The sequence below is a fragment of the Rhodoblastus sp. genome, from assembly GCF_041915505.1.
GTDB lineage: Bacteria > Pseudomonadota > Alphaproteobacteria > Rhizobiales > Beijerinckiaceae > Rhodoblastus.
Map to the genome: position 1 here is coordinate 1 of NZ_JAYSBG010000068.1, position 12,852 is coordinate 12,852.

Here is a 12,852-nt window from a genome sequence, read left to right on the forward strand (position 1 = left end):
GGCGATTCGATCGAATCGCCATCGGCTCTAGAGTCCTTTGTTTTCGCAGCGTTTTTGCGAAAAACCGGAATCCACTTTTTCGCACGCTGCTCTGGCACCGCCGGGGTTTCAGGATCAGGATTTCACCCGGACATACTCGCCGGGGGCGTCGCCGAGCAGGGGAACCTTGCCGCCGCCCGGTTCACGCGCCGGGACCTTTTCCGGCGCCTGGGCGGTAACCCACTGGACCCAGTCCGGCCACCACGAGCCGGCATGTTCCTCGGCCTTGGCGACCCAGTCCTCATAGGTTCCGGACGGGCGATCGCCGGTCCAGTACTGATATTTCGGCTTGGGGCCGGGCGGGTTGATGACCCCGGCGATATGGCCGGAGCCGCCGAGCACATAGCGCATCTCGCCGCCGAACAGCTTGGCTCCGTTGAAGACCGAGCGCGCCGGCGCGATATGGTCTTCCTTGGCGGCGAGATTATAGACCGGGACCTTGATCTTGCCGAGGTCGAGCGTGACGTCGCCCAGCACCATCTTCTTCCGCGCGAACTGATTGTTGAGATAGCAATTGCGCAGGTAGAAGGAATGGTTGGCGCGCGGCATGCGGGTGGAATCGCTGTTCCAGGCCAGCAGGTCGAAGGCCATCGGCTCGATGCCCTTGAGATAATTGTTCACGACATAGGACCAGATCATGTCGTTTGGCCGCAGCATGTTGAAAGCGTTGGCCATGGAGCGGCTTTCGAGATAGCCGGCCATCTGCATTTCATTCTCGATATTCTTGATGCGGTCCTCATCGGCGAAGATTTTCAGATCGCCGGGGTCGGAGAAATCGACCTGGGTGGTGAAGAAGGTCGCGCTGGAGATGCGGTCGTCGCCCTTGGCGGCCATATAGGCGAGGGTCGCCGCCGAAAGCGTGCCGCCGACGCAATAGCCGATCGAGGTGACCTGCCGCTCGCCGGTGATCTTCTCGATCTGTCCCAGCGCCGCGAAAATACCCTCCGTCATATAGGAATAGAAATCCTTGTCGGCATGTTTCGCGTCGGGATTGATCCAGGAGACGCAGAACACCGTCAGGCCCTGCGACACCGCCCAGCGGATGAAGCTCTTGTCCGCATTGAGGTCGAGAATATAAAATTTGTTGATCCAGGGCGGGACGATCAGCAGCGGCCGGCGATAGACTTCCTCGGTGGCCGGGGCATATTGCAACAGCTCGATCAGTTCGTTGCGGAACACGACCTTGCCGGGCGTCGTCGCCATATTGACGCCGAGGACGAATTTCTCGTTATTGGTCTGGCGGATCTTCAGATTGCCGCCGCCGGCCTCGATGTCCTCGGCCAGCATTTTCATGCCGCGCGCGAGATTCTCGGCCTCCGCCGTCCAGGTCGTGCGCAACAGCTCCGGATTGGTCAGCAGGAAATTCGACGGCGACACCGCGCCGGACACCTGGCGCAAATAGAACGACGCCTTGTCGTGCGTCGTCTTGTCGAGCGCCGCGCCCTCCACCATGTCGTTCGCCCAATGGTCGGCGATCAGATAGGCCTGGCGCAGGAAGTCGAAGTAGGGATTGTCGCGCCAGTCCGGCGAGGCGAATCTCTTGTCGCGCGGATCGGTGGCGACGTAAGGCTCCTTCTCGCCGCCCGAAAGACGCCGCAGCGTATTCGACCACAGGCCGAGCAGATTGCTCGAAATGCTGGTCTGCGCCTCGATGGCGCGCGCGGGATCGGCCAGCCAATATTCGGCGACCCGGCTGAAGGTTTTGATCGCGTCGGTCAGCTCTTCCGAAAAGCTGGCCTTGACCTTGCCTTCCTCGACGGGGCGGATCATGGCGGCGAGAGCCTTGCCGCCGTGCTCCATCGCAATGGCGAAATTATCGGCCATGCGCTCGAAATTCGGCATGTTCGAGCCGCTGGCGCCGGCGGCGGGTTTGGGAGCGGCCGGTTTGGCCGCTTCCGACGGCGCAGCGGGAGCGGCCGGAGTCGGGGCGACCGGTGTCCGGGCGACTGGGGGAGGCGCGGCCGGCGCGGCGGCGGCTGGCGCGACCGGTTCCGGCGCAGGCTTTGCCGCCTCGGCGGTCTTTTTGGGCGCCTTGGCGGTCTTTGCCGCCGCGCCCGCCGTTCTGGCCGGCGCTTTCTTCGCCGCCGTCGCGCCATTGGCTTTCGTCTTCGCGGGCGCGGCCTTCGCGGGCGCCGCCTCGACCTGAGCCGTCTCGACCGGCGCGGCCTCCACGGCGGCGGCTTCCACTTGAGCGGTCTTTCGCCGGGGCGCGGCTCGTCCGGCGGCGCCCCTGCGCTGAGGTTGCTGGCTGGCGGTCATGACGTTTCCTCTTTATTGAACCGGGCTCTGCGTTCCGAGGCGCCCTCGTCCCGTTTCCGACATAATAAGACTTTATGCGACAGTTTCAGCAATGATCCGATGGAAGCACATCCCTAAGGATGATGGGCTTGGGACTTGACGAATGCCAGGGAAAATGACGGCCAAAATCATGGTCAACAGTCTTAACGCGCGCAGGAAATGGACGCTGGCGCTCGCCGTCGCGGCGATGGTCGCCGCGGTGTCGGTCGCCCCCGCCGCGCAGGCCCAGCAAAACCCCGTCCGCGCCCTGACCAATGTCCTCGGCTGGACCAAGGATACCGATGACGGACCCGATTTCGTTCGTGAATCGCGTCCCGATATCAAGGAGCTCGGCTTTTCGCATGTCACAGGCGTAGACAAGCCGCGAGTCGCGGTCAAGACGCCGGCCGAGCTTGAGGCCGACAAGGCGGCGCTGATCGCCGACCGCGACAAGGCGGAAGCCCGCCGCAAGAGCCTGCAGGCCGAAAAAGTCGTCACGGTCGCGCCCAACAAGGCCCCGCCGATCAAGGACGAGTGATTTTCGCCACAAAACGACTGACATCCAGTCGGCGCGCGTGCTAATCACCGCCTTCCCCGGCGCATTCCGGGCTGAAGATGAAACTTGAGGACGAGACGGATGAGCGATTTTTATCGCGTGCGGCGGCTGCCGCCTTATGTGTTCGAACAGGTCAATCGTCTGAAAGCCAAGGCCCGAGCCGCCGGAGCCGACATCATTGACCTCGGTATGGGCAATCCCGATCTGCCGACCCCGCGCCATGTCGTTGAAAAGCTGGTCGAAACCGCCGGCAAGCCGCGCACCGACCGCTATTCCGCCTCGAAGGGCATCGCTGGCCTGCGCCGCGCCCAGGCCGCCTATTACGAGCGCCGGTTCGGCGTGAAGCTCGATCCCGATTCACAGGTGGTCGCGACGCTCGGCTCCAAGGAAGGCTTCGCCAACATGGCCCAGGCGATCACCGCGCCGGGCGACGTGATTCTGGCGCCGAATCCGTCCTATCCGATTCACGCCTTCGGCTTTCTGATGGCGGGCGGCGTGATCCGCTCCGTGCCGATCGAGCCGAATGAGGAATTCTTCCGCGCCGCCGAGCGCGCGGTGATCCATTCGATCCCCAAGCCGATCGCCATCGTGGTGTGCTATCCGTCGAACCCGACTGCCACGGTCGCCTCGCTGGATTTCTACCGCGACCTCGTGCGTTTCGCGAAGAAGCACGACATTTTCATCCTGTCGGACCTGGCCTATGCCGAGGTCTATTTCGACGACAATCCGCCGCCCTCGGTGCTGCAGGTGCCAGGCGCGATGGATGTGACCGTCGAATTCACCTCCATGTCCAAGACCTTTTCGATGGCCGGCTGGCGCATCGGCTTCGCGGTCGGCAACGAGCGCCTGCTGTCCGCGCTGGCGCGTGTGAAATCCTATCTGGATTACGGCGCCTATACGCCGATCCAGGTCGCGGCGGCGGCGGCGCTCAACGGCCCCGACGACTGCATCAAGGAAATGCGCTCCATCTACAAGAAGCGCCGCGACGTGATGGTCGAAAGCTTCGCTCAGGCCGGCTGGAAAATTCCCGCCCCCTCGGCCTCGATGTTCGCCTGGGTGCCGGTGCCGGAGAAATTCCGCGCGCTCGGCAGCGTGGAGTTCTGCAAGCTGCTGATCGAAAAAGCCGATGTGGCGGTGGCGCCGGGCATTGGCTTCGGCGAGCATGGCGACGATTACGTGCGCCTCGCTCTGGTCGAGAACGAACAGCGCATCCGTCAGGCCGCGCGCGGCATCCGCCGCTTCTTCGACGGCGCCGACGAAACGCTGCACAATGTGATCGACGCGCGAGCGCGCGCTTAAGCGCGCGCGTTTCTAGCGGGAATCTGCGCGCCCGAGGCGCGCGTTTCGAAACCACAACAGTCTCGCGCAAGGCGGGCGGCCCAATCTGGGTGCGCCCGCCTTGCGTCTTTTCGGCATGGCGGCCTCGGACTGTCTGAAGGGCGAACGCCGTGCCGAACTTTCCCTTTCACCTGACTTTGACTCGCCGGGTCTGGGCCATGGCGGCGCTCGCGCTCGTGATCATGGCGCTCGGAACCGGCGTCGCGCTTTATCGCTTTCAGAGCGCCATGCTCGACCTGCGCCGCGCCGAATTGCGCAACGAGGTCGATATCGCCGCCGATTGGCTGAAAAGCGCCGCGCGCACGGAGGCGCCCGACCGCGCCGCCGCCCTCCACGCCGCTTTGGAGCAATTGCGTCCGGTCCGTTTCGGCGAGAATGGCTATTTCTTCGTGATTTCGCTCGACGGCGTCTCGCTGCTGGCGCCGCCCACGCCGCAGGTCGAGGGAACCAGCCTGCTGCCTGTGCGCGACAGCGCGGGCGGCCGGCCTTTCGAGACCATGCTGAGCCTCGCCCGCAAGGACGGCGCCGCTTCATTCGTCTATCCATGGCCCAAGCCCGGCGCCGATGGCCCGCACGAAAAAACCTCCTACGTCAAGGCGATCCCCGAACTCGGTCTGATCGTCGGCTCCGGCCTTTATCTCGACGACAATCTCGCCCATCTGGCCGATATTTCCTTCGCGGTGACGCTCGCTTCGGCGCCGCTGGTCCTGCTGTTCATCGGCGTAGCCTGGTATATCGGCCGCTCCATCAAGCGACGGCTGAGCGCGCTCACGGCGGGGCTGGAGGCCATGGCGCGGGGCGATCATGACATCGCCTTGCCGGGCCTCGACCTGCAGGACGAACTCGGCGACGTGGCCCGCGCGGTCGAGGGGATCAAACAGGGCCTGCGGCGCAGCGCGCAGGAGCAGAGCGAGACGCGCGCCGCCGAACATGACGCCTCCGAGCGCGCCCGCAGCCGCGAAATGGGCGCGCTGGCGCAAAAATTTCAGACGGCGGTCGGCGGCGTGGTCGGCGGCGTGACGGAAGCGACCCATCGGCTGGAAAATCTCGCCCGCGCTTTGGTGCAGGAGGCGCGCTATTCCGGCGAACAGGCGGATATTGGCGCAAATGCCGCCGAGGTCGCCTCCCAGAACGTGCTGTCGGTGGCCTCGGCAGCGGAAGAGCTGAGCTTTTCGGTCGAGGAGATCGGCGCCAGCGCGTCGCGCTCGCGCTCCGTGTCAGAAGACGCCGCCCGCGAGGCCGAGGCGACGCGCGGGCGCATGGGCGAGCTGGTGGCGGCGATCGACCATATCGGCGGCATTGTCGCCATGATCGCCGGCATCGCGCAGCAGACCAATATGCTGGCGCTCAACGCCACCATCGAGGCGGCGCGCGCCGGCGAACAGGGGCGCGGCTTCGCCGTAGTGGCGCAGGAGGTCAAGTCGCTCGCCGAACAGACCACGCGCGCAACCTCCGACGTGGCCGCGCAGATCGGCAATATCCAGCGCGCCTCGCAGGAGGCCAATGGCTGTATCGGCGGGATGGCGGAGGCGACCCGCGAGGTCTGCGCCATCGCCTCGTCCATCGCGCTTTCGGTCGGCTCGCAGGGCGAGGCGACCCGCGAGATCGCGCGGAATGTGCAGGATACGTCGAACCGCACCCGCGAATTGTCGCAGGTGATCGAGGAAGTGCGCTCGGCCTCGCGCCAGTCCGGCGATTCCGCCGAACAGGTGCTGCAATCGGTGACCGATCTTTCCAACCAGATCGACAGCCTGCGCCGCGAATGCGACAGTTTTCTCGCGCAGGTCCGGGCGGCCTGACTGGGCTTGGACGGTCCGGCGCCTGAAAAACAGGCGTGATCAGATTCCGGTCGCGCTGCCCGAACTTTTGGGCGAAAACAGAAGCGGGACTTTCGCGCCGGAGCCGCCGCCATGCCTGTCCAGTCCAGCCTGTCCGGGGTCGAAGGCCTGTTGCTCGATCTCGATGGCGTGGTCCATATCCGCGACAAGCCCGTTCCGGGTTCGCTCGACGCCATCGCCCGCCTGCGCGCGGCCAGAATCCCGTTCCGCTTCGTCACCAACACCACCCGCCGTCCCCGCCGCAGCATAGCCGAGGGCCTTGCCGCGATCGGGCTGGACGTGACCGAGGAGGAGATTTTCACCCCCGCGAGCCTGATCCGCGCGCGCCTGACGAGTCGAGGCCTCGCGCCGCTGCTCGTCATCCATCCCGATCTGCAGGAAGATTTCGTCGGGCTGAAACAGGGCGCGGACGCCGTGGTGATCGGCGACGCCGGCGACTATTTCACTTATGACGGGCTGAACCGCGCCTTTCGCGCGCTGCTCCATGGCGCGGAATTTTTCGCTCTGGCGCGCAATCGCAATTTCCTCGACCACGACGGCGAATTGAGCCTCGATGTCGGCGGCTTCGTCGTCGGGCTGGAATATGCTTCCGCGCGCGAGGCCATCGTGATCGGCAAGCCGTCGCCGGATTTCTTTCACGCCGCGGTCGAGGCCTTGGGCGTTCGCGCGGGCCGCGTGCTGATGGTCGGCGATGACGCCGAGGCCGATGTCGGCGGCGCGATGGCCGCTGGCCTGCGCGGCGCCCTCGTGAAAACCGGCAAATACCGCGCCGGGCAAGAAAAGAGCCTTGCGCCGCCGCCCAACCTTGTCGCCGACGATCTCGCGGAAATCGTCGCGCTTCTACTGGAGGTTTAATTCATGAGCGCGGAAGGGCTGACCATATTGCCGAGCGCCCATGGCGCCCGCGATACCATGGATCGGCTGGCGGCCGAGGTCGTCGCCGCCGGAATGACGATTTTCGCCCGCATCGATCACGCCGCCGGCGCCGCCGCGGTTGGGATGACGATGCCGCCGATGGAGGTTTTGGTGTTCGGCGCCCCCAAGGCCGGGACGCCGCTGATGCTGGCGGCGCCGACCATTGGAATCGATCTGCCGCTCAAGGCGCTGGTCTGGCAGGATGAGGCCGGCGCCGTCTGGCTGGCTTATAACCGGCCGGCATGGATTGCCGAACGCCACGGGGCGGCGGGGAAGCCGGCCGTACAGGCGATGGCCGACGCTCTCGCCCGGGTCGCGGAATTAGCGGCAAATTAGGTCATTTCAAGGCTGACGCCCTCCGGCGTCAGGGTCACGCTGCGATAGAAACAGGATTTGCGGCCGGTGTGGCAGGCCTTGCCGTCGCCGCCGGCCTCCACGCGCAGCAGGATCGCGTCCTGGTCGCAATCGACGCGCATTTCGATCACCTTCTGAACCTGGCCGGAGGTGTCGCCCTTGCGCCAGAGTTCGTTGCGCGAACGCGACCAATAATGCGCCACGCCGGTTTCGAGGGTTTTTTCCAGCGCCAGCGCATTCATATAGGCCAGCATCAGGATCTCGCCGGTGGCGGCTTCAGTCGTCACGCAGACGATCAGGCCATGGGCGTCGAATTTCGGCGTGAAGGCCGCGCCTTCTTCGAGGATTTTCTTGTCCGCGGAAGGAGCGGGAAAGGGCATGGTCTTGTCTCTTGCGTCATTGTCAAAAGAAGGGCCGCGTTCCACCCCCTCTCCCCGTTTACGGGGAGAGGGCAGGGGTGAGGGGCGGGCCACAGAGCGCGGTGTGAGCAGTATGTGCTCCCATTGCCGCTCGGCGCCTCCTCCGACATTGAAGCCGGCCGCACGGCCCCCTCACCCTAACCCTCTCCCCGCCTGCGGGGAGAGGGGACGAGCGTTACCTTCCGCGCACGAGGCTCAGGAAGCGCGCCTGTTCGGCTGGATCGGTCTTGAACGGGCCGGAAAACTGCATGGTCACCGTGAGCGCGCCGGGCTTGCGCACGCCGCGCATCGACATGCACATATGCTCCGCCTCGACCAGCACCGCCGCGCCGCGCGAATGCAGCCGCGCGTCGAGCGCCGCCAGAATCTGCGCCGTCATGGTCTCCTGGGTCTGTAGCCGGCGGGCGTAGACATCCACCAGCCGGCCGAGTTTGGAGAGGCCGAACACGCCGCCATCCGGGTAATAGGCGATATGGGCCTTGCCGAAAAAGGGCGCCATATGGTGCTCGCAATGCGAGAAAAACGGGATGTCCCGCACCAGAACCATCTCGCCATAGCCCTCGACCTCCTCGAACACCGTGTCGAGGATCGGGCCGGGGTCCTGCCCGTAGCCGGCGAAAATTTCCTCATAGGCCTTGGCGACGCGCGCCGGCGTGTCGCGCAGGCCCTCGCGGTCCGGATTGTCGCCCGCCCAGGCCAGCAGGGTGCGGACGGCGGCTTCGGCCTCCGCGCGGCTGGGGCGGCGAGGGGCCGCCGGCGCCAGCGCCGCGATCTTGGCTTTCGCTTGTGTTTTTGGGGCGCCCTGTTCGGACGCGCGGGACCGCGCCTTGGCGACGGCGCGCTTGCGCGGCCGGGACAGAGCGGAATTCACCAGATCGTCCAACAAAATCTCCTGGGTGAAAGGCAGCCGGGGCTTGGCCCTGTCGCGCGGATCCGGCGCGGCCCCAGGCGCGCCGCGGAGGCTGAAATCGCCGCAAGGGTCCAGATGCGCGGCGCATAGCCGTTGATATAGGCTCTAGGCGCGTCGTTTCCAGCGGTCAAATCAAATCCGTTTCGTCGCTTTGGTCAGCCAGGCGCGTTCGGCGGCGTCGAGATGCGGCGCCAGCGCCGCGCGCACCCGGGCGTGATAGGCGTTGAGCCAGGCTCTTTCGTCCGGCGTCAGCAATTTCGGCTCGATCAGCCGCTGGTCGATCGGGACCAGCGTGAGCGTCTCGAAGCCGAGCATGTCGCGCTCGGCGCCCTTGATCGCGCGTTGTTCCACCGCGACCAGATTTTCGATGCGGATGCCGAAGGCGCCCTCGCGGTAATAGCCCGGCTCGTTGGACAGGATCATGCCCGGCTCCAGCGCCACGCCGCCCAGTTTGGAAATGCGCTGCGGCCCCTCATGCACCGAGAGATAGGAGCCGACGCCGTGGCCGACGCCATGGTCGAAATCGAACCCGGCTTCCCATAGCGGACGCCGCGCGAAGCCGTCGATCTGGGCGCCGCTCGTCCCATTCGGAAAGACCGCTCGCGCGATGGCGATATGGCCCTTCAGCACCAGCGTATTGGCGCGCCGCGCCGCTTTGCTCGCCTGCCCGACGACGAGCGTGCGGGTAATGTCGGTGGTGCCGTCGAGATATTGCGCGCCGGAATCGACCAGATAGACGCCCTTGCTGATCCGCGCGTTGGATTTTTCCGTGACGCGATAATGCGGCAGAGCGGCATGGGCGTTCGAAGCGGAAATGGTCGGGAAGGAAATGTCGCGCAGGGCGCCGTTTTCGCGGCGGAAGGTTTCGAGCGCCTGCGCCGCCGCGATTTCGGTGAGGCGTCCACGCGGCGCGGTCTTGTCGAACCAGCACAGGAAGCGCGCCACGGCCACGCCGTCGCGCAGATGGGCCGCGCGGGCGCCGGCCAGTTCGGCGGCGTTCTTGCGCGCCTTCATCAGGGCGATCGGATCGGTCCCGATTTCGGCCTTGCCGCCGGCATCTTCAAACAATGCGGTCAGACGGCGCGGCGCGGCGCCGGCGTCGAACAGGATGGTCTGCTTCTTCGCGCCCAACTCCTTGAGCAGATCGGGCAGGGCCGAGGGCGGCGCCAGATGCGCCAGTTTGGCCAACGCGCTCGCCGTGCGCGGCATCAGCTTCTCGGGCTCCAGGAACAGGCGCGGCTTGCCCTTGCGCGGGATCAGCGCATAGCCGAGCGCGATCGGCGTATGCGCTACATCGGCGCCGCGCAGGTTGAAGGCCCAGGCCAGCGCATGCGGGTCGCTGACCAGAAGCGCATCGGCGGTCAGGCTTGCGGCGACGCGCGAAAGCTTTTTGGCCGCGCTTTCGCCGGCATATTTGGGCGGATGCAGCACCACGCGGCCGCTGGGCTGCGCCGGGCGGTCGCTCCACAGGCCGTCGATCGGATTTTCCTCGATGGGAACGAGGAGTGCGCCGGCCTTGTTCGCCGCCGTTTCGAAACGCTGGATCTGGCCATGGGTGTGCAGCCAGGGGTCGAAGCCGATCCGCGCGCCCTTTTTGGCGTTTTTCGCGAGCCAATCCGAGGGCGAAATCTCGGCGAGCGGCACGACCGTGAAAGCCTTGGCGTCGACCTGTTCGCGCGCCTGAATGGTGTAGCGGCCGTCGACGAATAGAGCGGCCTTGTCGGCCAGCACGATGACGAAGCCGGCGCTGCCGGTGAAGCCGGCGAGCCAGGCCAGCCGCTCCTCGCAGGGCGCGACATATTCGTTCTGATGGGCGTCGGCGCGCGGGACGAGGAAGCCGTCGAGCTTCATCGCCTTCAGCCGCGCGCGCAACATTTTGAGACGGGGGGTGCCGAGCGAGGGGTTTGTCGCCTCGTCGAAGGTCTGGAAATGGGAGTCGAACATCGGTCCAGACTAAACATATTCAACCGAAAAAGCGATTTGGATATCGCGACGCATCCCGATCGTCATTGCGCTATTTTGGGATCAGCACCTTGTCGATGACATGGATGACGCCATTATCCGCTTCGACATCGGCCTTGACGACATGCGCATTGTTGACCTTCACGCCATGGCGTCCGTCGATGTGAAGCTGTTCTCCTTCGACCGTTTTCACGGAGAGCCGCTTGCCGGCGATTGCGCCCGAAGCAACCTTGCCCGGCACGACGTGATAGGTCAGGACTTTCACGAGTTTCGCCTTGTTTTCCGGCTTGAGAAGGCTCTCGACGGTCCCCTTGGGGAGTTTTTTGAAGGCGTCGTCGGTCGGCGCGAAGACGGTGAACGGGCCGGGCGATTTCAGGGTGTCGACGAGGCCTGCCGCCTTCACCGCAGTCACCAGCGTATTGAACGATCCGGCCGAAGCAGCGGTGTCGACGATATCCGCGGCGCGCGCGCCTGAGTGGATCGTCATGAATGAAAGGGCAAGGGCGCCAACCAACGGGGAAAGGAACCTGTTTGATGACGGAAGCATCACGTCCTCCTGTTTGGATCAACAGCAGGTATTACGCTCGCCCCAAATTATCGGATCACTGTCTGAGCACGTCTGCGCCGCCGCGCAAGGCGACGCCAAAGCAATCATTTGGATCATGTTTTCGTAGTCGTGGGCGCGAAAGCTCTCGGGGGCGGCTCAGCCACCGGTCCGCCGCAGCAGCAGCGTAGCCCAGCCTTCGAGATCGCGCCGGCGCCAGAGATAGAAGCCCTGTGCGCGATAGGCCGCCAGTACGCCGGGCACATCGCGCGCCAACATGCCGGACAGCACGATTTCGGCGTTCGACGCCGCGATGCGCGCCAGCGAGGGCGCCAGCATCCGCAAGGGCTTGGCCAGAATATTGGCGAGGATCAGATCGTAATGGCCGGGCCGGTCGAGCGCCGGATGGTCCACGCCCTTGGCGATCACTGGACGCAGCCATGGATTGGCGCCATTGAGCAAGGCGTTGCTGCGGGTGGCCGCCACCGCATCGGCGTCGATATCGCCCGCGGCGACTGGCGCGCGCAAGGCGCGGGCGACGGCCAGCGACAGCACGCCGGTGCCGCAGCCGACGTCGATCACGGCTCTCGGCCGCCGGCGCTTCAAAATCTCGTCGATGAACAGCAGGCAGCCGCGCGTGGTGCCGTGATGGCCGGTGCCGAAGGCCAAAGCCGCCTCGATCTCCAACCCGATGTCATTGGCTTTGACGCGGTCGCGGTCATGCGCGCCATGCACCAGGAAGCGCCCGGCGCGGACGGCGGACAAGCCCTCGAGCGCGGCGGCGATCCAATCCTTCTGCTCGACGCGGCCGAATTCGACCTTTTGCGCCAGTTCCTCGCCCACCGCCACGGCGACCAAGGCGCGGACATTGGCTTCGTCGGGCGCGTGGCCGAAATAGACCTCGACCAGCCACGGCGTCGCGGCCCAGCTCTCCGTCGAGGCCTTCTCCTCGAAGGCGGCGGCGGCGGTTTCGGCGGGGTCGAAGGTCTCGACCACGAGATCGGCGACGGCGCGGGCCTGGTCCTCGTCGCAGCGCAGGCGCAGCACGTAAGCCGCGTTATTGGGGGGCAATCCTTCGAGCATGGCGCGGAGGTATCACGGGATTGGGCGCAAGTCGATGCAGTTGCGCGCGGCCGGGCTTCGGCTAAGGTTGAGCGGGGACACGGGAGGCGTCCATGCGTTTCGCCGCAGCGGCTGCAATCTTTCTGAGCTTTGCCTGTCCGGTGTTGGCCGAGGACGCCAATCTTTCCGACAAGCCGCCGGCCGCGTCGCCTGAAAATCAGGCCGAGAGCGCGGCGGCGCCGCCCGAGGCGGTCATCGGCTTCGGCGTGAGCCGTCCGGAATGTCAGGAATGGACGGACGGCTGCGTGATCTGCAAACGCGGCGCGGACGTGGTCGCGTGCTCGACGCCCGGCATCGCCTGCCAGCCGGTCGCGCCGGTTTGCAAGGACCCCGCGAAATAGATTTCGGAAATCACATGCCGGGCGCGCCCTTCAATATGTCGTCCGCCTTTTTCTTCTGTTCCTTCGTCAACATCCCATAGAGCGGTCGAACCGCCGCCTCCATCGCGCGAAGGGAGTCCAACTGCTCCGTCAGACGCGTCTCCATCAGCCTCATGGAATCGAGAAGATTCGCCGAAGCGAGCGTGCGGGCCTGTTCCTGCGCGGCCAGACAAGAGGCGGTCTTCCTCTGTTTGTCGG

General features: G+C 65.5%; 13 protein-coding genes. 6 read left to right on the forward strand and 7 right to left on the reverse strand.

What is annotated here, in order from left to right; translation table 11 throughout:
- Positions 1 to 114: 114 nt before the first annotated feature.
- On the reverse strand, positions 115 to 2,298 hold the full coding sequence (locus ACE3S9_RS06610) for a PHA/PHB synthase family protein (protein WP_374545649.1): 2,184 nt from the start codon (positions 2,296 to 2,298) through the stop codon (positions 115 to 117).
- A 169-nt stretch (positions 2,299 to 2,467) separates the two neighbouring features.
- Here ACE3S9_RS06610 and ACE3S9_RS06615 point away from each other — a divergent pair, with 169 nt between their 5' ends.
- The 5 genes from ACE3S9_RS06615 (at position 2,468) to ACE3S9_RS06635 (ending at position 7,299) form a co-directional block, all read left to right on the forward strand.
- Positions 2,468 to 2,854 (forward strand): hypothetical protein, encoded by a 387-nt coding sequence (locus ACE3S9_RS06615; RefSeq protein ID WP_374545650.1) that lies wholly within the window; start codon positions 2,468 to 2,470, stop codon positions 2,852 to 2,854.
- A gap of 99 nt (positions 2,855 to 2,953) precedes the next feature.
- The gene (locus tag ACE3S9_RS06620; RefSeq protein WP_374545651.1) at positions 2,954 to 4,171 is read left to right on the forward strand and encodes an LL-diaminopimelate aminotransferase; all 1,218 of its coding nucleotides are present in this window, start codon (positions 2,954 to 2,956) and stop codon (positions 4,169 to 4,171) included.
- Between the two features lie 149 nt (positions 4,172 to 4,320).
- On the forward strand, positions 4,321 to 6,009 hold the full coding sequence (locus ACE3S9_RS06625; RefSeq protein ID WP_374545652.1) for a methyl-accepting chemotaxis protein: 1,689 nt from the start codon (positions 4,321 to 4,323) through the stop codon (positions 6,007 to 6,009).
- A gap of 111 nt (positions 6,010 to 6,120) precedes the next feature.
- Positions 6,121 to 6,903, forward strand: coding sequence for a TIGR01458 family HAD-type hydrolase (locus ACE3S9_RS06630; protein ID WP_374545653.1), 783 nt, complete (start codon positions 6,121 to 6,123; stop codon positions 6,901 to 6,903).
- 3 nt (positions 6,904 to 6,906) lie between these two features.
- A complete protein-coding gene (locus tag ACE3S9_RS06635) occupies positions 6,907 to 7,299 on the forward strand; it encodes a DUF302 domain-containing protein (protein WP_374545654.1) in 393 nt (130 codons plus the stop codon).
- Here the strand turns inward: ACE3S9_RS06635 and hisI are convergent.
- The 5 genes from hisI to ACE3S9_RS06660 form a co-directional block, all read right to left on the reverse strand.
- A complete protein-coding gene (gene hisI, locus ACE3S9_RS06640; RefSeq protein WP_374545655.1) occupies positions 7,296 to 7,697 on the reverse strand; it encodes a phosphoribosyl-AMP cyclohydrolase in 402 nt (133 codons plus the stop codon). The two genes, ACE3S9_RS06635 and hisI, sit on opposite strands and share 4 nt — an antisense overlap.
- A 214-nt stretch (positions 7,698 to 7,911) precedes the next feature.
- A complete protein-coding gene (gene folE, locus ACE3S9_RS06645) occupies positions 7,912 to 8,508 on the reverse strand; it encodes a GTP cyclohydrolase I FolE (protein WP_374545661.1) in 597 nt (198 codons plus the stop codon).
- Between the two features lie 270 nt (positions 8,509 to 8,778).
- Complete coding sequence (locus tag ACE3S9_RS06650) at positions 8,779 to 10,590, reverse strand: aminopeptidase P family protein (RefSeq protein ID WP_374545656.1); 1,812 nt, start codon at positions 10,588 to 10,590, stop codon at positions 8,779 to 8,781.
- Between the two features lie 70 nt (positions 10,591 to 10,660).
- A complete protein-coding gene (locus tag ACE3S9_RS06655) occupies positions 10,661 to 11,095 on the reverse strand; it encodes a fasciclin domain-containing protein (protein ID WP_374545657.1) in 435 nt (144 codons plus the stop codon).
- Between the two features lie 216 nt (positions 11,096 to 11,311).
- The gene (locus tag ACE3S9_RS06660; protein WP_374545658.1) at positions 11,312 to 12,235 is read right to left on the reverse strand and encodes a 50S ribosomal protein L11 methyltransferase; all 924 of its coding nucleotides are present in this window, start codon (positions 12,233 to 12,235) and stop codon (positions 11,312 to 11,314) included.
- A gap of 92 nt (positions 12,236 to 12,327) precedes the next feature.
- Here ACE3S9_RS06660 and ACE3S9_RS06665 point away from each other — a divergent pair, with 92 nt between their 5' ends.
- On the forward strand, positions 12,328 to 12,615 hold the full coding sequence (locus tag ACE3S9_RS06665) for a hypothetical protein (RefSeq protein WP_374545659.1): 288 nt from the start codon (positions 12,328 to 12,330) through the stop codon (positions 12,613 to 12,615).
- A gap of 10 nt (positions 12,616 to 12,625) precedes the next feature.
- On the opposite strand, the gene ACE3S9_RS06670 is transcribed toward ACE3S9_RS06665, so the two are convergent.
- A partial coding sequence (locus ACE3S9_RS06670) for a Spy/CpxP family protein refolding chaperone (RefSeq protein WP_374545660.1) occupies positions 12,626 to 12,852 on the reverse strand: 227 nt, incomplete at its 5' end.